Genomic DNA, 19,984 nt, shown 5'->3' on the forward strand with positions numbered 1-19,984 from the left:
AATATCTAAAGTAATGCTTCTCAATAAAAATAATATGACAAAAAAAAATCTCCAGTAGACTATTGCAATTCCACTTCGGGTTATCGGCTGCTGCACCTGTTACCTATCGGGTTCGCTTATAAAGACGATTGGGATATCATGTAATGGGTTCTGACCTATTTTTTTGAAAAGCAATAGTTGTAGTGCTTCTGTTTCGATACTCCCGCCATTTGCTTAATCCCGATTAAAATCCTCTAAGGATAAAATATATAATACTCAAATCGGGATAACGCTGTCTGTCGGGTTTATTTTACAAACAATAGCGGTACTATTTAAGCCAGCTAAACCCGATCTTAGCGAGATGCCGATATTTTTCATCGGCAGAAGCGGGAGCGGGGCTGTGGAATCCCAATGGCTTCTGGACCTGCTTTCCAAAAAAAAAAGTAGTTGGTTTTTGATTTAATTTTTTAGTTAAAGATTCTTCACTGTGTTCAGAATGACAGAATCAATAGAATGGTCGTCATCTCGACCGGAGCAATGCGAAGTGGAGAGATCTATTTAGGCAGATTTTTGCTTCGCAGAGTTATCTGGTTAGCTCGAAATGACGATGTATGGAAACCTTAATAATATTGTATAATTGATGCTTTCAAAATCACATTTTCGCCATTAGCAATCTTTGTAAAAATCAAAAATTGCTCCTGATCTGACTTGATTTTATATTTCTTAATCAAATCCTCAGGCTTTGCCGGATAGTTCCGGACAATTACATTCCCTTTTAAATTTGTTTCCTTTTTTAGTTCCCCAGTATTTAATATGGCCTCGATTTTAAATATACGGCCTGGAAAATCTGTTTTGATTACATCAGCACTAAATAGTTGCGTTTGAGGATGTAATTTGATAAGTTGATATGTGGAACCGATTAAGTTAAAAGCGCCTGATTTTAATAAGGCGGCATCCGGTTCGTACAAATATTCACCAACGCTTAAGTTTTCTGCAAATTGTACAGCTCCGTTAGCAGCCAGCCTGTAAAAGGAAAAATCTTTTTCAATCTCGTTATTTAGCGTTACAGCTATAATTTTCGTGTCTTCGCTATAATGTTTATCAATTACCCATAAAAGTTCTTTACACTCGTTTTTTATACTCACAATGTGTATTTCACTCACCTGGCTCAATTCGGTTAATCCAGCTGAAATATCAAGCAATGGGGCTGTTTTAACAATTATTCTGGAAGATTTTTCTAATAATATGTCCAGATTGCCTGCAATATCTGGCGTACAATCTTTTAACATAAAAACTTTACCCTTTTCGGCTCTTCGGGCTGGATCTACATAGATCGTATCAAAAGTAGTATCACTATTTTGAATATAACCAATACCATCTACCGCTTTAAATTCTATATTGGTTGCATGTAAGGCCTGTGCATTATGCTGGGCTATGGCAGATAGTTCGGGATTTATTTCGCAATGTGTAACTGTTTTTACCTTTTGCGAAAAGTAATAACTGTCAATTCCGAAGCCTCCGGTAATATCAATTAATGTCTCGCCTTTAGCAAGCTTTGATTTGTATTTTGCGGTAATTTCAGAAGAGGTTTGTTCGATGGATAGTACAGGTGGATAATAAATGTTTTCTGTATGGAACCAGGTTGGTAATTTCTTCTCCGATTTCTTTTTTGCCGTAATTTGTGTGGCTAGCTCGGCTGGGCTAATGCCTTCGAACGGACTTTTTGCCAGAGCAATCTGATTTACATCTGCATTTAAATTGGCACTGATATAATCTTGTACGGCTTTGGCTAAAAGTTTGTTGTTCATTGTTTTAGGTAGTAGTATCAGGTATTAAGTAGCAAGTATCAAGTATTAGGTAGCGAGAATTAAGTAGCAAGTATCAAGGGTAGTATCCAATCTTGATTCTTGATACTAATTACTTGCTACTAATTTTATTCTTCATCACCATCTGACAGGTGTGCCGGCTCTTCACCTCTAATAAAATATCTTTATCAACTGTTACACGATCAATGGTTCGCTGGTTGTAATAACGGATGGTAACCAGTTCCAGGCCCTTGTTATATTTTACAGTAAATTCTTCAGACAGGTCTTTAATCAATTTTTCAATCTGAACAGGATGATCATCAACACTCACTGAAAAGCTGATGGCAGAGTTAAGCATGGTATTGATTTTGATCATGTGTGTATGGAAAAGTTCAAAAATATTGCTCAGATTTTCTTCAATAATAAAAGAATAGTCTTTTGGAAAAATAGAAATCAGCGCCTGGTCTATCTTAAAAATAAAAGAGGGGATAGGTAAGGGGTTATTATCTTTGGTAATTGCTGTCCCAGAGCCTTCTGGCTGAATAAATGACCTTACAAAAAGCGGAATCCCTTTGTTTTGAAGTGGTTTTATCGTTTTAGGGTGGATTACCGTTGCGCCATAATAAGTAAGCTCAATGGCATCATGATAAGAAAGCTGTGCTATTTTTTCCGTTTCATCAAACCATTTCGGGTCTGCATTTAATACCCCGGGAACATCCTTCCAGATGGTTAATGCAGCGGCATCTAAACAGGAAGCAAATATGGCTGCCGAATAATCAGAACCTTCGCGACCTAATGTTGTAGTGTAATTTTCGCTCGTTCCGCCTATAAATCCTTGTGTTACAATAATATTATCGGTTAAAAGCGGTACTAAATCTTTCTGTATAATCTGATTGGTTTTTGCCCAGTCTACTTTACCCTCTTTATATGTATTATCCGTCTGGATATAGTTGCGTGCATCGGCCCAAAGGGTTTTATTTCCCGTTTCATTTAACCAGGCGGCTACAATTTTAGTAGAAATGACCTCACCGATGGATACAATCTGATCATAAATATAATCAGGATTGTTATCAGGCTCATCCTCAATCAACCAATCGATCTCCACAAAGGTATTAGCCACATCATCATAAACCGGATGGTGTTTCCCCTGAAATAGTTCGTCTATGATGCTAAAATGGAAATGTTTAATTTCTTCAAAAATTGCATGTGCCTCATCATTTTGTGAGAGGAAAGCATGGGTTAGGTCTTCCAATCTGTTGGTAATTTTGCCCATGGCAGAAATTACGATCAACAGATTCCCCTTTTTATAATCGCGAACGATATTGGCCAGATTTTTAACACCTGCCGCATCTTTTACCGAGGCACCTCCAAATTTAAAAATATCCATATTAAAATGCCTTGATCTGTTCTTTAGAGAAAGCCGCGTTTAACCAGCCACTTTCTAAATGTGCTTTATATTTATTGTAGAAGTTGATTGCTGGTTCGTTCCAGTCCAATACTTGCCAAACCATGCCACTGTAGTTGCCATTTTTAGCCTCTTCTATTACTTTTTCGAACAAGACTTTACCCAAGCCCTTTCCTCTAAATTCTTCTGTTACAATAAAATCTTCGAGGTATAATCTGCATCCTTTCCAGGTGGAGTAACGTGTATAGTATAATGCAAAACCTACAATCGCATCGTTTACTTCAGCTACGTAAGCTTTCCATACTGGATTTTTGCCAAAACCGGCATCAATAAAATGCTCCAGACTAACTGTTACTTCTTCAGGAGCCCGCTCATAAACGGCCAGCTCATTAATCAGTTCTAATATTCTCGGGCAATCTTCAGCGGTTGCAAATCTGATATTGAAATCCATATTAGTTGGCCGAAAGATCGTTTTTAAAATGTTTGATTATCCTTTTTCCGAAAATACTGCTCCCTATGCGGACCATGGTACTGCCTTCCGCGATGGCGATTTTATAGTCGGCACTCATTCCGGTCGATATTTCTTTAAAAAAATCCTCTTTCCGGAAGAAACTCACTTTTATGCCGTCAAAAAATACTTTTAACTCATGAAATTCGATCGTAATTTGCTTTTCATTCTTGGTATTTGTGGCAATTGCCATTAATCCGACAATACGAACGTTTTTTAATTCAGCAAATACTTCATCACGCAAAAGTTCGATCACTTCGTCAAAGCCGAGTCCAAATTTAGTGTCTTCATCAGCAATGTAAACCTGTAACAAACAATCGATTACCCGTTTGTTTTTTTTCGCTTGCTTATCAATTTCCTGCAGCAGTTTCAGACTGTCTACTCCGTGTATCAGTTTTACAAAAGGCGCAATGTATTTTACTTTATTGGATTGCAAATGGCCAATCAGGTGCCATTCGATATCTTTAGGGAGTTGCGCTTCTTTATCGACCATTTCCTGCACATGGTTTTCTCCAAAAATGCGCTGTCCGGCGTTGTATGCTTCTAAAATTGATTCTACTGGTTGTGTTTTTGAAACTGCAATCAGTTTTGCCCCATCTGATTCAACTTCGCTTTTATATTGTTTAAGATTATCAGCTATGCTCATTTATAACTATTTTTGGTAAAATTAATAACCTTGTCGCAATTTGGGCAAAAAATAATATTTAAATTAAGCATGAAGAGATTAATATGGGTTTTAATGACAGCTATATTATGGTTTGGATGTAAGCCTGGTATACCTGATGGCATTATTAAACCTGATAAGATGGAAAAGATTTTATACGATATGCACATTGTTGATGGGTATCTTTCCAGTATTTATGTAGTAGATTCTGCAAAGAAGGTAGCTGCAGGTTATTATAAAGGGATTTATAAAAAATTTGGTACAGATTCTGTCCAATACAATAAAAGTTTACTCTGGTATAATACGAATCCTGTAGCGCTTGAAGCTATGTATAAAAACATTCAAAAAATGTTGGCTAAGCAAAAAAAAGGAACGGAGCTAGCCGATTTAATGATTAGGAAAAAACAATTTAAAACTGATTCGTTGGTAATAGCAAAGAAATTTAAGGCCGATTCTCTTGCCATTAGAAAAAAAATGAAACCAGATTCTCTATCAAAGGTTAAAGCGGTGGCGGCAATTGCCAAAAAGAAAAAACAGGCCGATTCACTTATCAATATAAAAAAAGCTGGAATAGCGAGCGCAATGCCTACACCAGCCGTAGTACAATAATATGTTATATCCCGAAAATTGTTTAGAACGTTTAGGTTTTGTGGAAATCAGGCAACTGATCAGCAAACATTGTTTAAGCCCTATGGGCCAAACGATGGTGGAAAAGATGCAAGTGATGAATCGTTTTGATCAGATTGATAAATTTTTACGTCAAACAAACGAGTTTAAGAGTATCCTTCAAAATCAGGAACCCTTACAGATCAATACCTTTTTTGATATTAAATCGCTGGTTGAAAAAATCAGGGTTGAAGGCACTTATCTTTTAGAAGATGAGTGGTTTCAGGTATATACTTCATTGCAAACTGTCTTTTCTGTTCTCCGTTTCTTCGAAGAGCGCGCGGAAGTATACCCAACATTGGAAGCTTTATTTGAGCACCTGCCGATCGAAAAAAACATCCTGCGAAAAATAGAAACCGTAATCGATGCCAAAGGAAAGATTAAACCCAATGCATCAAAAGAATTGCAGGAGATTACCTCCGCTATTTCGAAGGCGGAGCAAGATGTGCGTAAGCGGATGGATTCTATTTATAAACAGGCCATTGCTAATAACTGGGTTGCAGACGGTAGCCTAACTATTCGTGATGGCAGGATGTGTATTCCGGTTTTGGCCGAGAATAAACGCAAGCTTAAAGGTTTTGTGCACGACGAATCGGCCACAGGGCAGACCGTTTATATTGAGCCGGAAGAGGTTTTCACTTTAAATAATAAGTTACGAGATTTAGAATTTGACAAGCGCCGCGAAATCATTAAGATTTTAATTGCGTTAACAGACGATCTTCGTCCGTATTCTCCTTTATTGCTTTCTTACCATGGTTTTTTGACCAAGCTTGATTTTGTGCGTGCAAAAGCATTGTTTGCCTTAGATATTGAAGCCGAAATGCCGGGTTTATTAAAGGAGCCGAAAACCAAACTGATCAATGCGCGGCATCCTTTATTATCAATCTCTTTTGCAGCTGAAAGAAAAACGGTTACACCATTAAATATCCATATCGATGCTGAAACGCGTGTAGTTTTAGTCTCAGGGCCGAATGCTGGTGGTAAATCGGTTTGTATGAAAACGGTTGGCCTTTTGCAGATTATGTTACAGACAGGTCTGTTAATTCCCGTTGACGCCAATAGCGAGGTTGGTATTTTTGAAAATATTTTCGCCGATATTGGCGATGACCAATCGATAGAAAGTGATTTGAGTACCTACAGTGCGCACCTGAAAAAGATGCGTTATTTTGTAGAACACGCCTCAACAAAAACAATGGTATTAATTGATGAGTTTGGTACGGGTACTGATCCACAGTTTGGCGGACCAATGGCTGAAGCTGTTCTTGAGGTGTTGAACAATAAAAAGGTGAGAGGCGTAATTACCACCCACTATTCTAATTTAAAGCTGTTTGCAGGAAATACACCTGGATTGGAAAATGCATCGATGCTTTTTGATAATGCAAAGATGAAACCGCTTTACATTTTAGAAATGGGCAAACCCGGAAGTTCTTACGCTTTCGAAATTGCACAGAATATTGGCTTGCCAAAAGAAGTGATCCAGCTGGCGAAAGAGAAAACAGGATCTAACCAGAACCGGGTTGATACAATGCTTGTGGATCTGGAAAGAGAGAAGAAAAATATTTATGATGCGAAAGTAAGTTTGGCCAATCAACAGAATAAAGCCAAAAACCTGGTTGCGGAAAATGAAAAGCTCAAAACATTTTTAGAGGAAAATAAAAAAATCCTGATTAAGGAAGCGAAACAAGAGGCGCAGAACATTATTAAAAATGCCAATAAACTGGTAGAAAATACCATTGCCGAGATCAAGGAAAAACAGGCTGATAAGGAAGTAACCAAAGAACTTCGCCAAAACCTGCAACGCGAACTGGTTAAAAATACCATTCCGAAAGAGCGTCCTAAACCGGTACAGGTAGTGGTTGGTGGTGAGATTGAAATTGGTGATTTGGTGAAATTTACGGATAGTGAAACCATCGGTCAGGTTTTAGAAATTAACCGCAATGAACTGGTTTTGGCTATTGGCGATTTACGCTCTACCGTTAAAAAGAACCGGGTACAAAAGGTGAGTAACCGGGAAGCTAAAAAAGTGGTTCAGAGCAGTGCCAATTCTTTTGCAGGGCGCATGAATGAGGCAGTCTCTGGCTTTAGGGCTGAACTCGATCTTCGTGGGAAGCGCACAGAAGATGCCCTGTTCGAAGTAGAGAAATATTTAGACAAAGCTATTATGCTGGGTTTTCCCTCTATTAAACTGATTCATGGTAAAGGTGATGGGATTTTGAGAAAAATGATCAGGGAATATTTACGTAAGTATAGTCAGGTAAACAGAATGGAGGATGAACATGCGGATAGGGGTGGGGACGGCATTACCTATGTGTATTTGAATTGATTCGGATGGGTAATGTAAGATGTAAAATGGATGATGGAGATTTTTGACTTTCATTCACCTATTCGTCATTGCGAAGCGCAAGGAGATAAATCTTCATTTCCAACTTGATTGGGAATTTTAACGCCATATAATACTTGAGTCTAAGCCCCTGTCTGCGCAAGGATGATGGTAAGGGTGAAATACTCGTATAATCGTCATTTCGACCGCAGTGGAGAAATCTTTGAATATGATGTTAAGCACTTTTTAAAGATTTCTCGGCTGTGCTGTGCTTCGCACGAAATGACGTCCGCCCAATAAAATAATAAAACTTTTATAACCGTAACTATGTTATTTTTAAAATGTTACGGTTATGAAAAAAATCTTACTCTGCCTTTTTGTGGTATTGTTTGCCACAACTTGCAAAAAGAATGATGACGATAGTAATCAAGACCCAGGTATCTTACCAGATGTAGAATTAAAATCAACAGTTGTTGTTTCTGTATTAACTTTACCATGGGAAATGGTTTACGGACCCGATAATTTCATCTGGTTTACTGAAAAAGCTGGGAAAATCAACCGTTTGAATCCTGCTACAGGTCAAATTACACCCTTATTAACTATTTCAGAGGTACGTACCAATGGAGAAGGAGGTTTGTTGAGCATGGCTTTACATCCTGATTTCACTGCTAATCCTTATGTTTATGTGGTTTATGGATACGGAAGCACTTATAAGGCTAAAGTGGTTCGTTATACTTATGGCGGAGGGAATTTAACCAGCCCATTGGTTTTAATCGATCAGATTCCTGCTGCCTCCATACACAATGGCTCACGCTTATTGATCAGCGGAGATAAATTGTTTATCAGTACCGGTGATGCATCCGATACAGCCAATCCTCAAAATATAAATTCATTGGCCGGCAAAATTTTAAGGATCAATTTAGATGGTTCTATTCCTACAGATAATCCTTACCCAAATAATCCTGTTTGGAGTTTGGGACATCGTAATGCGCAGGGATTGGTTCAGGTGGGCAGCAAAATATTTTCTTCTGAACATGGACCGGATTCTGATGATGAAATAAATATTATCGAAAAAGGAAGAAATTACGGATGGCCGAACATCAAGGGGTTTTGCAACGAAAGTGGCGAACAATCGTTCTGTAGTTTGAACAATGTGGCAGAGCCATTAATCAACTGGACACCAACCATTGCACCAAGTGGTTTGACTTATTACAACAATGATTATATTCCGCAGTTTAAAAATTCGTTGTTGTTAGCGGTGTTGAAAGGAACTAAACTGATGCAACTGAAATTAGACGATACGCAGACAAAAATTATAGCGACTAAAGATTTTTATGTGAATACTTATGGTCGAATCAGAGCTGTATGCCAATCGCCTGAAGGGAAAATTTATATCTGTACCAGCAATGGAGGTGATGATAAGATTGTCGAAATAGCGAAATAAGCTTATTTATTTTTATTACCCGGGCACTTTTTACAGCGTTTGCCCTTTTTAAATTTCTCACAACATTTTTTATGCTCAGCCGTGCAGCTTAGGATAAATCCCATACCCTTTTGGAATTCAGGGTCTGTAGGTAATATAAACAGGCTTTCTTCTCTCTCGTAAATCATTGCAATACAAAGGTAGTAGTTATTTAGATTAATTCCAATCAATTTGTATTCCTGATAGATTTAAAAATTTTTAAATGCTGCATTTCTGAAGGCAATTTGTAATTTAGCGAACTAACCAAAATTCATAAAATGATAAATAAAGTGGTATCTGGAGCTGAAGAGGCGATCAAAGATATATCAGATGGTGCAACCCTAATGCTGGGTGGTTTCGGGCTTTGTGGTATTCCGGAGAATTGTATAAATGCTTTGGTGAGCAAACAGGTCAAAAATTTAACCTGCATTTCCAACAATGCTGGTGTTGATGATTTTGGTATCGGTTTAATGCTAAAACAACGTCAGGTTAAAAAAATGATTTCTTCTTACGTAGGTGAAAATGCAGAGTTTGAAAGGCAGTTGTTAAGTGGCGAACTGGAAGTAGACCTTATTCCTCAGGGTACTTTGGCCAGCCGTTGTTTGGCTGCCGGATATGGTATGCCTGCAATTTTTACGCCCGCAGGTGTAGGAACTGAAGTTGCAGAAGGTAAAGAAGTACGTAATTTTGATGGTAAGGATTATTTGATGGAATACGCATTTGATGCCGATTTCGCTATTGTAAAAGCCTGGAAAGGCGATACCGCAGGAAATTTAATCTTTAGATCTACCAGCCGGAATTTTAATCCGGTAATGGCTATGGCAGGTAAAGTTACCATCGCTGAAGTGGAAGAATTGGTAGAAGCAGGTGAATTAGATCCGGATCATATTCATACTCCGGGTATTTATGTTCACCGCATTTTTCAGGGCAAAGACTACGAGAAAAGAATTGAGCAGCGCACGGTGAGGAAGTCTGAAGTATAATAGCAGATTAAAACATCACTCATTCTATCAATCAAAATTCAAACATTTAAAATTTATGTTTTCAAAAGAAGAGATCGCACAGCGTATCGCTAAAGAGATAAAAGATGGATACTATGTTAACCTTGGCATTGGCATACCTACACTGGTGGCCAACTATATTCCAAAGGGAATTAATGTAGTATTACAATCAGAAAATGGTTTGCTGGGCATGGGGCCATTTCCTTTTGAAGGGGAAGAAGATGCTGATTTAATTAACGCAGGAAAACAAACCATTACCACTTTGCCAGGATCATCTATTTTTGATTCGGCGATGAGTTTTGGGATGATCCGTGCTCAAAAAGTGGATTTAACCATTCTGGGAGCCATGGAGGTGTCAGAAACCGGAGATATTGCCAATTGGAAAATTCCGGGTAAAATGGTTAAAGGAATGGGCGGAGCAATGGATTTGGTTGCTTCGGCCAAAAACATCATTGTAGCCATGCAGCATATCAACAAAGCTGGTGAAAGTAAATTGTTACCAAAATGTACCTTGCCGTTAACTGGTGTGAAATGTATTAAAAAAATAGTTACAGAGCTGGCGGTTTTGGATATTTTACCTGAAGGTGGTTTTAAACTTTTGGAGCGTGCGCCCGGCGTGAGTATCGAATTTATACAGCAATCTACGGCAGGTAGATTGGTTGTGGAAGGTGAAATACCTGAAATGAGACTGGATTAATTAGTGGTTTGTGGCGACACAAACCACGGCAATTAGATTTTATAAACGATCTTTATTCTCGCGCAGGCGTGAATCTTTACTAAAAAAGAGAAGTCAAGTTTTTAAAACTTGACTTCTCTAGTGTTTACTGTATGTCAACCAAAATGCTATTCCTCAAATCATTCGAAATATCCTCTGTGATGGCGATAATTTCGTCGGGCTCATTGGTATTATTCATGACTACCTTATTGCATTGTTCGCGGTAGGGTAGCAGATATTCTTTATAAGCGGGTACTACATGGTTGTGCCATTTGTACAATACGTCATCTTCCGGATAACCTCGTTCTAAACCATCACGTTTGATACGGCGATCTAAAGCAACCTGTTCATCCGCATCAACAAAAATTGTATGATTCAGTAAAGCCGCTATTTCTTTAAAATGGAGGATAAAAAGTCCCTCTACAATAATAATAGGTGCTGATTTAATTTCCAGTATTTTAACTACAGCCAAAGGGTTATTAAAGTTGTATTCTTTTTTATAAACCACTTCACCGCTCATTAATTGCTTAATATCTCTCAAAAACTGTTCGCTGTCAATGGTTGAAGGAAGATCGAAGTTGTATAACTTGTTTTCTTCCTGTGTCATGTCACCGGCAGGGATGTAATAATCATCCTGGGATACCAGTGTTACTTCATCCTGTTTAAAATGATGAAGAAAGCAGTTTAAGAAAAATGTTTTGCCCGATCCGCTACCACCGGCAATACCAATTATGAATGGTTTTTTGTTTAAACTCATTGAGCACTATAGGTTAAATTGCAGAAAAAACGTTTGTCTAAAGCGCCCAGTGAATCGGCTACAGCTTTAGTCATTACAATGATAACATCTTTTGTGGATTCGTTCTCTGTAAATTTACCAACAACTTTGGCAAAGGTAGTGCGGTTGGTCATTGGGTTGGTAATTTTAATTACCCTTCCCACAGGTGCTGTACGGTGCAAAACCAACATTTTTGTTCCATCCATATCCTGGTCTTCAATCCAAACTGCAGCTCCTTTTTCTTCGATCTGACTTAAACCATATACGCTCGGATCGCGGCGAAGTTTAGGATCTTTAACCATGGTACTGTCTGGTTCATTTTCCTGTTCTTCTTTTGATAAATCATTTACCGATTTTGGTTGTGGTGGTTTAGGAATGATCAGTTTCTGGCCTACCTTGATGTTGTTATCGTCCAGTTTATTTGCTGTTCTGATCTGATAAGCCGTTAAGTTATATTTTTTAGCTATAGAGAAAATGTTTTCGCCAGTAGCTACCGTATGGATAAAACTTTCTTCTTTCGCTTCTACCGGTAATTCTTTTGTTTTGGTTTCAGCCTGTTTTTCTTTGGGTACCTGAACATCTGCAATGATGCCGCCAGGAACTTTTAAAACCTGCCCGATAGTAATGGCATTATCAGGAAGATTGTTCATTGTTCTGATCTGATAAGCAGTAATTCCATATTGCCTGGCAATGGTGAAAATAGTTTCGTTCCTTAAAACAGTGTGTGTACCTGCCGTATCGTTGGATTTATTTTCTTGTGCAGGCTTCTCTTCTACAGCAGCTGAAACTACTTTAGTTTCGTCGATGTTTTTTGTCGCCGGGATTTTAAGTTTCTGACCAATACGGAGGTTATTGCCCGAAAGATTGTTGGCTTTTTTTACTTCTTCAACCGTAGTGCCATATTTTTCGGCAATTTTTCCTAAAAATTCTTTACGCGCAACAGTATGCTCAATCATAGTTTGATCTGAAGCAGGAGTACTGTTTACAGGTGATTCTGTATTGTTTTTTGCAGGCGGCGTAACCGTCTCAGGTACTGGGTTCTGCACTCCGTTTTTTGCCGGTATTTTTAAAACCTGACCGATGCTTAAATTACTGCCCTTTAAGTTGTTTAAAGCCTTAATTTCATTTATGGTTGTGCCATATTTTTCGGCCAGCATATTTAAATTTTCTTTTGGCTTAATGGTATGCTCAATCACATTGCCAGTTGCAGTAGTTTGAGTCTGCGTATTGTTAGATGGTCCTGTTGCTGTAAAAGGAATATTTGTAGGGACTTTGATGATCACACCAACCTGTAGATATTTGTTTTCGTTAAAAGCCATAATATCTTTTGGCGATACATTGTATCTTCTTCCGATAGAATAGTAAGTGTCTTTTGCTACGGTTTGGTGAACGATAAGTTTTTTGCCTTTATTATTTTCTACACCGATAGAGTCTCTTGCTGTGTTAGCTTTGGCATTTGCAATATTAAGTGCAAATAACACTACAGCAGATAAATATATTTTATGCATTTATTTTTATCTAATTTTCTAAGTCAAAGGGAGCAATTATACGAATAATATTGTTAACCATCTTAAGTCGAGCTGTTGGTTTTTAAGTAAAACTAAGATGATTTTATTTTTTTTGAATTGATATGTAATTCATATACAAATATTTATAATGTCCCTGTTTTGTTTTTGTTAAATATTAAACGATTTAATAAATACCGTATTGTTCAAGAGACAAAATTGAGTAAAACTTTTATAAATTTGGTTTGTTACGTTGACAATAAAAACATTATAAATCATAACAAAATGGACGCTAAAGAAATAAGCTTAAACGAGAAAGAAGTTAAACCAGTTGTAGATCTGTTAAATGATTATTTGGCTAATTACCACATTCATTATCAAAAATTAAGAGGTTGCCATTGGAACATTAAAGGTCAGAATTTTTTTACACTTCATGTTAAGTTTGAAGAGTTATATACCAATGCTCAACTAACTATCGACGAAATTGCTGAGCGTGTATTAACCTTAGGTAAAGCACCGCATAGCCGTTTTGCTGATTATATTAAAGAATCTAAAATCAAAGAGATTGATACCATTGGCATGAAAGACCTTGATATGGTTGATGCCATTTTAGATGATATGGCTGCATTGATCGAATTGGAAAGAGAACTCTTGGAAGCTACTGATACTGCCGGAGACGATGGCTCTAACGATATGGTTAACCGTTTTATGCAGTTTAAAGAGAAAAATACCTGGATGTTACGCTCTTTCGCAGGCAAGAAATAATATCTTATTAGTAGGTTAAGTGGCCCTATGTAAGTAGATTTATTGTAAAATCTGCTTATACAGGGCTTTTTTGTTTCATAGAAAGTCTAATTATTTATCTTTGGACATGGCATACAAAAGTTTAGCAGAATGTGTTTCCGATCTTGAAAAGCACGGTCATTTAATCAGAATAAAAGAAGAAGTAGATCCTTATTTAGAAATGGCAGCCATCCATTTGAGGGTTTACGAAAAGCAAGGACCGGCACTGTTATTCGAAAAAGTTAAAGGAAGTCCTTTTCCTGCGGTTTCTAATCTGTTCGGAACTTTAGAAAGATCAAAATTCATTTTTAGAGATACTTTACCGAAAGTGCAGCAATTGGTTTCTTTGAGGAACGATCCTATAAAGGCGTTGAAAAATCCTTTTAAATATGCAGGTTCTGCAATGTCGGCTTTATCGGCTCTGCCTTTAAAAACACCGTCCGCGAAAAATAAGTTTTTGAAAACAAGCATCAGTCAGTTGCCGCAGATAGTAAACTGGCCTATGGATGGTGGTCCATTTGTTACCATGCCACAGGTTTATACCGAAGATGTAGATAAACCGGGTGTATTAAACGCCAATTTAGGGATGTACCGCATTCAGTTAGGCGGAAACGATTATATCCAGGATAAAGAAATTGGTTTGCACTACCAGATCCATAGGGGGATAGGCGTGCATCAATCGAAAGCGAATGCCCTCGGACAGCCTTTAAAAGTGAGTGTTTTTGTTGGAGGTCCGCCTTCTCATCCTTTGGCCGCAGTAATGCCATTGCCTGAAGGTTTGTCGGAAATGACTTTTGCTGGTGCTCTTGGCGACAGGCGTTTCCGTTATTTTTATGATGATGAAGGTTTCTGTATCTCTGCGGATGCCGATTTTATCATTACCGGCACCGTTTATCCCAACGAAAATAAACCAGAAGGGCCTTTTGGTGATCACCTTGGTTATTACAGTTTAACACATACTTTTCCTTTAATGAAAGTGCATAATGTGTACCATAAAAAAGATGCAATATGGTCGTTTACCGTGGTTGGTCGCCCGCCGCAGGAAGATACCAGTTTTGGCGCTTTGATTCATGAAATTACCGGTTCAGCCATTCCGCAGGAAATACACGGTTTAAAAGAGGTTCATGCGGTTGATGCCGCAGGTGTTCACCCTTTGCTTTTTGCCATTGGTAGCGAACGTTATACGCCATATTTAAAAGAAAGAAGACCACAGGAGATTTTGACTATTGCCAACCACATTCTGGGTAAAAACCAATTGAGTTTAGCCAAATACCTTTTTATATCGGCTAAAGAAGATAATCAGCGACTAAGTACGCATCATATTAAAGATTTCATCAAACATATATTAGAACGAATTGATTTAACAAGAGACATCCATTTTTATACCAACACCACCATTGATACGCTGGATTATAGTGGCGACGGATTAAACAGTGGTTCTAAAGTGGTAATTGCAGCCGCTGGCAATCAAAAAAGAGAATTGTGGAGCCATGTCCCTGAAGAACTCAAACTAAGTGAAGCTTTTTATCAGCCTAAAATTGCTATGCCAGGTGTTTTGGTTTTAGCGGCTAATAAATACCTGAATCCAGAGAAAACAGCTGCAGAAATTGCGGTGCTGAACATGGCCCTGATCGATCAGGATTTATCTGGTCTGCCTTTGATTATATTGGCAGATGATGCTGAGTTTACCGCTGCAACTATTGATAATTTTGTTTGGGTAGCTTTTACAAGGAGTAACCCGGCAGCAGATATTTATGGTATTAACGATTTTACGATCAACAAACATTGGGGCTGTAAGGGTTCGATGATTATTGATGCACGAAAAAAGCCCCACCACGCACCCGAATTGATTAAGGATGGAGTGGTAGAGGCTAAGATTGATGAAATGGGTAAGGAGGGTGGAGCGTTATTTGAGGTTGTATGATTTATTGTAACTGCCAGGACTAAGTTGTAGCTATCACGGTTTAATGTAAATGTTTCTACGAAACATACCATCCTGCCTTTGCCAATCCGTAGGCGATGGTTTTTTATTTTTGTTTCAACTTTCCAATTATTTCTTCAGAAAGTCTCCAAGAGTATTGATTTAAAATTGTTTTGTAAATATCATTCCACTTGCTTGATTTTTTGTCTGTTAAATTTTGTCTTTCCTTTTTTAAGAGTTTTGCTATTTCATATACACTGTTATAAGTTGGGAATACTTTGTTGCATTCTTCTAATTTTTGTATCGCAGCATCTACATTTTGTTCAAAAAGAAAATCAAAAGCTTGTCTTTCCATTTTTTTTGCTTGTTCAGCTTTAGTACTTCCTAGTTGGATTTTTAATTTATTATCATTTATAAGGCTATCTGCTATTGTAATTTGGATATTGTTAATTTTAGTACCTGTTTTTTCAAATTTAAGCTCATTTTTGATTGCCATTACTTGTGGATATAGATCGGTGTCTTTGTCATATACTTTTGATTTTATTGTAGCTAATGCCTGCATTGCATTTTGGATAGTAGTTTGATTTATTTCTGAAGGGAATGGGAGCAATGTAGTAACTTCTTTAGATTTAATGCCTATCACTTCAATAGCTAATCTGCCTGTTACTTTGCCTGCTTTAACGGCTATACCCAATGATAATAAGTCTCCAATATTAATCCCTGCTTCTTTCGTGGTAATTTGTGAACTAAGCCTTAAACCAACTCCAACACGACTAAAGCCTAAAACTTTGACATCATCATAATCATATTTTGCTAGTGTAGCAAATTTCATATAATCCATGACTACTTTATAGGTTGCACCTTTAGCTGAGACAGTGACAGGTAAATAACTGAATCCTCCTTCTATAGATTCCTGACCTATATAAACTAATACTGTTTCGTTGTTTAAAAAACTTAGGGTTTCATCTTTAGTTAGGAGCTTTATGTTTTAAAGCACTATCGACAACAATGTCTACATCCTTTGTGTATTCAGTTGGGTCAATAGGTTCAAAATCTTTAAATTCAACTGAAGATTTTCTTCCTTCAAAAAAGGATTTTTGTGTGCCGCAGCTCATAAAAGCTAAACAAAGAATTAGTAAGTAGAAAATGTTTTTCATGATTATGATTTTAAGAGTTAAAATTTTAGTTGTTGGCTTAAGTAATTAACAATTCCAGATTTGAAGAAGAGAGGTTAATCTTTCTTATCCAAAACTACCTTTAGTAGTATATTCAAATCAAGCGTGAAAACGTTGGAATTTATACGCGTGAAAAGCGCAATACGCTACCGTAAAATCGCGGTATTTTAAAATAAATATGGGGAAGATTAACTAATCGAAAAACTGGATATAAGCTATTTAGTACTTCTTTTTGTGCTTGAAAATGAGTTTGTTGTGAGCTTTTTTAGCAATTGTCGATTTTCTATTTCAAATAAGGTTAGTGTATATTTAGGTATAAGTTATTTTATAAACCTCAAACTAAATTAAAAGCTATGAAACCTTTACCGTGTACTTTTGTAACCAAACAAGAAAGCAATTATCGTGAACAATGGTTTAATTATTATAAGTATCCTATACTTAATACCATTACATCGTTGCAAGAAGGAATGCAAGAAAACAACAGACTGGATTTTGAAAATATTGTAAGTGCTATTGAGTTTTTTAAGCTTCTGAAAGAAAATTTTAAAACCAAAGATGATGGTGTTAGGGTATATTTTGCCTCGCCATCTAGTGATGGAACTGTAACAAGAGGTAAATGTGGTGTACTAACGCTCATTTTCGGAATAACTGAAGGTATTGATAAAGTTGATAATAAAAATTACTTCGCTTATAATGGAAAAACTTTTGATAAAGTTCAAGAAGATCAGGCAAGAATCTGGGTTCATAATTATCAAAATGTAAAACGAGGTATCCTTTTCGAAACGCTATCGGAAAATGACCGGTTAAATGTTTGCCCGGAAACTAAGCATATATGGTTTAGTTTATTGCATATAACCCAAACACTCGAAGAAATGGAAACGCAAGTTGCAAAGCCTGGAAGTAAGGTAACAGGGTTTGGGATCCGTTTTGTATCTTATACCAATCTAGCTTATTCATTTCCAAAACCAGTATCAGATGATGAAGAGAGAAAACAGCGTTTAACTATTGCTTTTACCTTTATGAGTGGAAAAAAGGATATTGGGATAGAAGATATTGATAGCGATGAATTTAACGAAAGACTTGAGATAACTATAAATAAATTTCGTGGAGATACTTTTGATACCGGAGACCCAACGCCACCTCCATCATCCGGTAATAAGGCAGCACTTGATGTTTCAGATCAATAGTAAATGCTTATTTTAGATACATATTTAAATTTTATGTATCTCAAGTATTTGTATCTAGTCTCTTTAGCAATTTCTTCGGTAGCAGGTATCTGCCTGCAATCAAAATTAACAAAGCAACTTAAAGCGGTTGCTTTGTTATGTGTTTATACTTTTCTGCTCGAACTTAGTGTGTTTTTCTTCAAACAAGAATTTGGTTATGAGGGGAATACGCTACCTCAATACAATTTTTTTATTTTGGTGGAATTTATATTTTATGCCTATTTCTTTAAACAGATTGTCAAAAATGTTTACTTACAAAAAGTAATAAAATTATTCTTATTTATGTTCCCGGTTCTTTGGTATACATTTAGTTTTTACAGTTTTAACATATTACAATGGAATAGCTATGCTTTTGTGTTTGGCGGAACATTTATTATCTTTTTTGCACTTATTTATTGCTACGAAAAATTAACTTCTGAAGAAACTACATCACTTTTTAATGAAGGCGAATTCTGGATTGCCATAGGTTTAATTGTTTATTACACCTGCGTTGTACCGTATATGGGGATGTTCCACTATCTGACGGAAAATTACGAGCAACTAGCCGTTAAACTAAAGAAATTAAATTTGATTACTAATATCATTATGTATTGTTTATTTGCCTATGCCTTTTTATGCAGAACGATCAAGACAGAGAAGTCCTCTTTGTAATTATACCCAGTATAATTATTTTTTTTGCACTGAGTAGTGCGATCGTTTTCTTTATGCTCTATTTTCAGAAAAAGAAATTCCAGTATGCAAAAGAAAAAGGAGAAATGGAAAAGCAATATGACGAGCAATTGTTACAATCGAGGCTCGAAATGCAGGAGCAAACATTTGAAATGATAAGTGAGGAAATACATGATAATGTTGGGCAGTTACTAAGTTTGGCTAAACTACAATTGAGCATTCTGGAGCAAAAAGAAACCAGTGATAAATCATTGATCACTGAAATTAAAGGAAATTTGGGCAATGCCCTTACTGATTTACGTGATATTGCAAAAAGCTTGAACACAAGCCGTATCCAGGAATTAAGTTTGTTGCAGGCGGTAGAACAGGAACTACAGCGCATAGGCAGGGCAGGGGTTATTGTTTGCAAGGTTGAGGTAACAGGTAACGAACAGCAGATTGTAGAACAGAAGAAGATTATCATCTTTCGGATTGTGCAGGAAAGTTTACAAAACATATTAAAGCATGCCCAAGCCACCACAATTGATGTTGGATTTGATTTTTCTGAACAGCTAAACATCACCATCGAGGATAATGGTATTGGTTTTAGTGCAGGTGAAAAAGAAAAACTGGAGACCGGCCTGGGGCTTCAGAATATTGTAAAACGCGCTACACTGATTATGGGAGAAGCTACAATCAGCAGCGTGATTAATAATGGAACTAAAATTACCTTAACTATTCCTTATGTCTGACCAGATTAAAAATATAGCCCTAGTTGATGATCATGTTTTGTTTAGAAAAGGGTTGGCCGCTCTAATCAGCTATTTCCCGTCCTACAATATTTTATTTGAGGCTGCTAACGGAAAAGATTTTATCAGGCAGTTAAAAATATACGATGTACCTGATATTGTATTGCTTGATATCAACATGCCCGAAATGGATGGGTATAGCACGGCTTCGTGGCTGCGGACAAATCATCCGGAAGTAAACATACTTGCTTTGAGTACTATGGATGCAGAAACTGCTATTATTAAAATGATTACCAATGGCGCCAAAGGTTATGTGCTAAAAGATGCTGAACCTGAAGAACTTAAACGTGCTTTTGACGAGGTGATTAGTAAAGGGTATTTTTATAATGATCTTGTGACCAGGAAAGTCATGCAGTCGCTCAGTTCGTTAGCTACAAATTCGAAAATATCAGACTTCGTAAAACTTACCGAAAGGGAAATGGAGTTTCTCAAGTATACCTGTACTGAAAAAACGTATAATGAAATTGCAGCTGAAATGTTTGTGAGTCCGCGTACCATTGATGGGTATAGAAATTCTTTATGCGAAAAACTACAATTAAAAAGCCGGACAGGATTGGCTTTGTATGCGGTGAAGCATGGAATCGTTAAAATTTAGAGGTTTTTAAATCATAAATCTT

At 37.0% G+C, this 19,984-nt stretch carries 19 protein-coding genes; 11 read left to right on the forward strand and 8 right to left on the reverse strand.

All coding sequences use genetic code 11. The features are described 5' to 3' along the window. Positions 1–599 precede the first annotated feature (599 nt). The 4 genes from KYH19_RS05900 to KYH19_RS05915 form a co-directional block, all read right to left on the reverse strand. On the reverse strand, positions 600–1,787 hold the full coding sequence (locus tag KYH19_RS05900) for a class I SAM-dependent methyltransferase (protein ID WP_219077947.1): 1,188 nt from the start codon (positions 1,785–1,787) through the stop codon (positions 600–602). 109 nt (positions 1,788–1,896) lie between these two features. Continuing rightward, on the reverse strand, positions 1,897–3,171 hold the full coding sequence (locus tag KYH19_RS05905; protein ID WP_219077948.1) for an aspartate kinase: 1,275 nt from the start codon (positions 3,169–3,171) through the stop codon (positions 1,897–1,899). Position 3,172: 1 nt separating this feature from the next. Further along, positions 3,173–3,640 (reverse strand): GNAT family N-acetyltransferase, encoded by a 468-nt coding sequence (locus KYH19_RS05910; RefSeq protein WP_219077949.1) that lies wholly within the window; start codon positions 3,638–3,640, stop codon positions 3,173–3,175. Position 3,641: 1 nt separating this feature from the next. Beyond that, positions 3,642–4,343: a YggS family pyridoxal phosphate-dependent enzyme gene (locus KYH19_RS05915; RefSeq protein WP_219077950.1), complete on the reverse strand. Its 702-nt coding sequence runs from the start codon at positions 4,341–4,343 to the stop codon at positions 3,642–3,644. Positions 4,344–4,355: 12 nt separating this feature from the next. Between KYH19_RS05915 and KYH19_RS05920 the strand changes: the two genes are divergently transcribed. The 5 genes from KYH19_RS05920 to KYH19_RS05940 all read left to right on the forward strand — a co-directional run bounded on the left by KYH19_RS05920 (position 4,356) and on the right by KYH19_RS05940 (position 10,507). After that, positions 4,356–4,970, forward strand: coding sequence for a DUF4296 domain-containing protein (locus KYH19_RS05920; RefSeq protein WP_219077951.1), 615 nt, complete (start codon positions 4,356–4,358; stop codon positions 4,968–4,970). Position 4,971: 1 nt separating this feature from the next. Then, positions 4,972–7,350, forward strand: a complete 2,379-nt coding sequence (locus KYH19_RS05925; protein WP_219077952.1) for an endonuclease MutS2 — start codon at positions 4,972–4,974, stop codon at positions 7,348–7,350. 349 nt (positions 7,351–7,699) lie between these two features. Continuing rightward, on the forward strand, positions 7,700–8,791 hold the full coding sequence (locus KYH19_RS05930; RefSeq protein WP_219077953.1) for a sorbosone dehydrogenase family protein: 1,092 nt from the start codon (positions 7,700–7,702) through the stop codon (positions 8,789–8,791). Between the two features lie 296 nt (positions 8,792–9,087). Beyond that, positions 9,088–9,792 (forward strand): CoA transferase subunit A, encoded by a 705-nt coding sequence (locus tag KYH19_RS05935; protein WP_219077954.1) that lies wholly within the window; start codon positions 9,088–9,090, stop codon positions 9,790–9,792. Between the two features lie 55 nt (positions 9,793–9,847). Next, positions 9,848–10,507 (forward strand): CoA transferase subunit B, encoded by a 660-nt coding sequence (locus KYH19_RS05940; RefSeq protein WP_121283165.1) that lies wholly within the window; start codon positions 9,848–9,850, stop codon positions 10,505–10,507. Between the two features lie 124 nt (positions 10,508–10,631). Here the strand turns inward: KYH19_RS05940 and KYH19_RS05945 are convergent, their stop codons facing one another. Both KYH19_RS05945 and KYH19_RS05950 read right to left on the reverse strand, forming a co-directional pair. Next, positions 10,632–11,282: a uridine kinase gene (locus KYH19_RS05945; RefSeq protein WP_219077955.1), complete on the reverse strand. Its 651-nt coding sequence runs from the start codon at positions 11,280–11,282 to the stop codon at positions 10,632–10,634. Next, complete coding sequence (locus KYH19_RS05950; protein ID WP_219077956.1) at positions 11,279–12,808, reverse strand: LysM peptidoglycan-binding domain-containing protein; 1,530 nt, start codon at positions 12,806–12,808, stop codon at positions 11,279–11,281. The genes KYH19_RS05945 and KYH19_RS05950 overlap by 4 nt, the downstream gene beginning before the upstream one ends. A 282-nt stretch (positions 12,809–13,090) precedes the next feature. On the opposite strand from KYH19_RS05950, the gene KYH19_RS05955 reads away from it, so the two are divergent. Both KYH19_RS05955 and KYH19_RS05960 read left to right on the forward strand, forming a co-directional pair. Next, positions 13,091–13,570, forward strand: coding sequence for a Dps family protein (locus tag KYH19_RS05955; RefSeq protein ID WP_121283466.1), 480 nt, complete (start codon positions 13,091–13,093; stop codon positions 13,568–13,570). 106 nt (positions 13,571–13,676) lie between these two features. Continuing rightward, positions 13,677–15,512 (forward strand): UbiD family decarboxylase, encoded by a 1,836-nt coding sequence (locus tag KYH19_RS05960; protein WP_219077957.1) that lies wholly within the window; start codon positions 13,677–13,679, stop codon positions 15,510–15,512. Positions 15,513–15,615: 103 nt separating this feature from the next. On the opposite strand, the gene KYH19_RS05965 is transcribed toward KYH19_RS05960, so the two are convergent. Both KYH19_RS05965 and KYH19_RS05970 read right to left on the reverse strand, forming a co-directional pair. Beyond that, positions 15,616–16,341 carry a hypothetical protein gene (locus KYH19_RS05965; protein ID WP_219077958.1) on the reverse strand — a complete coding sequence of 242 codons (726 nt, stop codon included), beginning with the start codon at positions 16,339–16,341 and terminating at the stop codon, positions 15,616–15,618. 136 nt (positions 16,342–16,477) lie between these two features. Next, positions 16,478–16,666 (reverse strand): hypothetical protein, encoded by a 189-nt coding sequence (locus KYH19_RS05970; RefSeq protein WP_219077959.1) that lies wholly within the window; start codon positions 16,664–16,666, stop codon positions 16,478–16,480. A 371-nt stretch (positions 16,667–17,037) separates the two neighbouring features. Between KYH19_RS05970 and KYH19_RS05975 the strand changes: the two genes are divergently transcribed. From KYH19_RS05975 to KYH19_RS05990, 4 genes are read left to right on the forward strand one after another with little or no spacing between them, the layout of a single operon-like run. Continuing rightward, a complete protein-coding gene (locus KYH19_RS05975; RefSeq protein WP_219077960.1) occupies positions 17,038–17,871 on the forward strand; it encodes a hypothetical protein in 834 nt (277 codons plus the stop codon). A 33-nt stretch (positions 17,872–17,904) separates the two neighbouring features. After that, a complete protein-coding gene (locus KYH19_RS05980; RefSeq protein WP_219077961.1) occupies positions 17,905–18,561 on the forward strand; it encodes a hypothetical protein in 657 nt (218 codons plus the stop codon). Next, on the forward strand, positions 18,525–19,310 hold the full coding sequence (locus tag KYH19_RS05985) for a sensor histidine kinase (RefSeq protein WP_219077962.1): 786 nt from the start codon (positions 18,525–18,527) through the stop codon (positions 19,308–19,310). The genes KYH19_RS05980 and KYH19_RS05985 overlap by 37 nt, the downstream gene beginning before the upstream one ends. Next, on the forward strand, positions 19,303–19,962 hold the full coding sequence (locus tag KYH19_RS05990) for a response regulator transcription factor (RefSeq protein WP_121283175.1): 660 nt from the start codon (positions 19,303–19,305) through the stop codon (positions 19,960–19,962). Before KYH19_RS05985 ends, KYH19_RS05990 begins: the two co-directional genes overlap by 8 nt. Positions 19,963–19,984: the final 22 nt, after the last annotated feature.

The sequence above is a fragment of the Pedobacter sp. D749 genome, from assembly GCF_019317285.1.
Taxonomy (GTDB): domain Bacteria; phylum Bacteroidota; class Bacteroidia; order Sphingobacteriales; family Sphingobacteriaceae; genus Pedobacter.

What these genes read in the sequence shown, in the direction of transcription:
- KYH19_RS05900 (WP_219077947.1), bottom strand. Translation starts at nt 1,787, where the DNA reads ATGAACAACAAACTTTTAGCCAAAGCCGTACAAGATTATATCAGTGCC.
- KYH19_RS05905 (WP_219077948.1), bottom strand. Translation starts at nt 3,171, where the DNA reads ATGGATATTTTTAAATTTGGAGGTGCCTCGGTAAAAGATGCGGCAGGT.
- KYH19_RS05910 (WP_219077949.1), bottom strand. Translation starts at nt 3,640, where the DNA reads ATGGATTTCAATATCAGATTTGCAACCGCTGAAGATTGCCCGAGAATA.
- KYH19_RS05915 (WP_219077950.1), bottom strand. Translation starts at nt 4,343, where the DNA reads ATGAGCATAGCTGATAATCTTAAACAATATAAAAGCGAAGTTGAATCA.
- KYH19_RS05925 (WP_219077952.1), top strand. Translation starts at nt 4,972, where the DNA reads ATGTTATATCCCGAAAATTGTTTAGAACGTTTAGGTTTTGTGGAAATC.
- KYH19_RS05930 (WP_219077953.1), top strand. Translation starts at nt 7,700, where the DNA reads ATGAAAAAAATCTTACTCTGCCTTTTTGTGGTATTGTTTGCCACAACT.
- KYH19_RS05935 (WP_219077954.1), top strand. Translation starts at nt 9,088, where the DNA reads ATGATAAATAAAGTGGTATCTGGAGCTGAAGAGGCGATCAAAGATATA.
- KYH19_RS05940 (WP_121283165.1), top strand. Translation starts at nt 9,848, where the DNA reads ATGTTTTCAAAAGAAGAGATCGCACAGCGTATCGCTAAAGAGATAAAA.
- KYH19_RS05945 (WP_219077955.1), bottom strand. Translation starts at nt 11,282, where the DNA reads ATGAGTTTAAACAAAAAACCATTCATAATTGGTATTGCCGGTGGTAGC.
- KYH19_RS05950 (WP_219077956.1), bottom strand. Translation starts at nt 12,808, where the DNA reads ATGCATAAAATATATTTATCTGCTGTAGTGTTATTTGCACTTAATATT.
- KYH19_RS05955 (WP_121283466.1), top strand. Translation starts at nt 13,091, where the DNA reads ATGGACGCTAAAGAAATAAGCTTAAACGAGAAAGAAGTTAAACCAGTT.
- KYH19_RS05960 (WP_219077957.1), top strand. Translation starts at nt 13,677, where the DNA reads ATGGCATACAAAAGTTTAGCAGAATGTGTTTCCGATCTTGAAAAGCAC.
- KYH19_RS05965 (WP_219077958.1), bottom strand. Translation starts at nt 16,341, where the DNA reads ATGAAATTTGCTACACTAGCAAAATATGATTATGATGATGTCAAAGTT.
- KYH19_RS05970 (WP_219077959.1), bottom strand. Translation starts at nt 16,666, where the DNA reads ATGAAAAACATTTTCTACTTACTAATTCTTTGTTTAGCTTTTATGAGC.
- KYH19_RS05975 (WP_219077960.1), top strand. Translation starts at nt 17,038, where the DNA reads ATGAAACCTTTACCGTGTACTTTTGTAACCAAACAAGAAAGCAATTAT.
- KYH19_RS05980 (WP_219077961.1), top strand. Translation starts at nt 17,905, where the DNA reads ATGTATCTCAAGTATTTGTATCTAGTCTCTTTAGCAATTTCTTCGGTA.
- KYH19_RS05985 (WP_219077962.1), top strand. Translation starts at nt 18,525, where the DNA reads ATGCAGAACGATCAAGACAGAGAAGTCCTCTTTGTAATTATACCCAGT.
- KYH19_RS05990 (WP_121283175.1), top strand. Translation starts at nt 19,303, where the DNA reads ATGTCTGACCAGATTAAAAATATAGCCCTAGTTGATGATCATGTTTTG.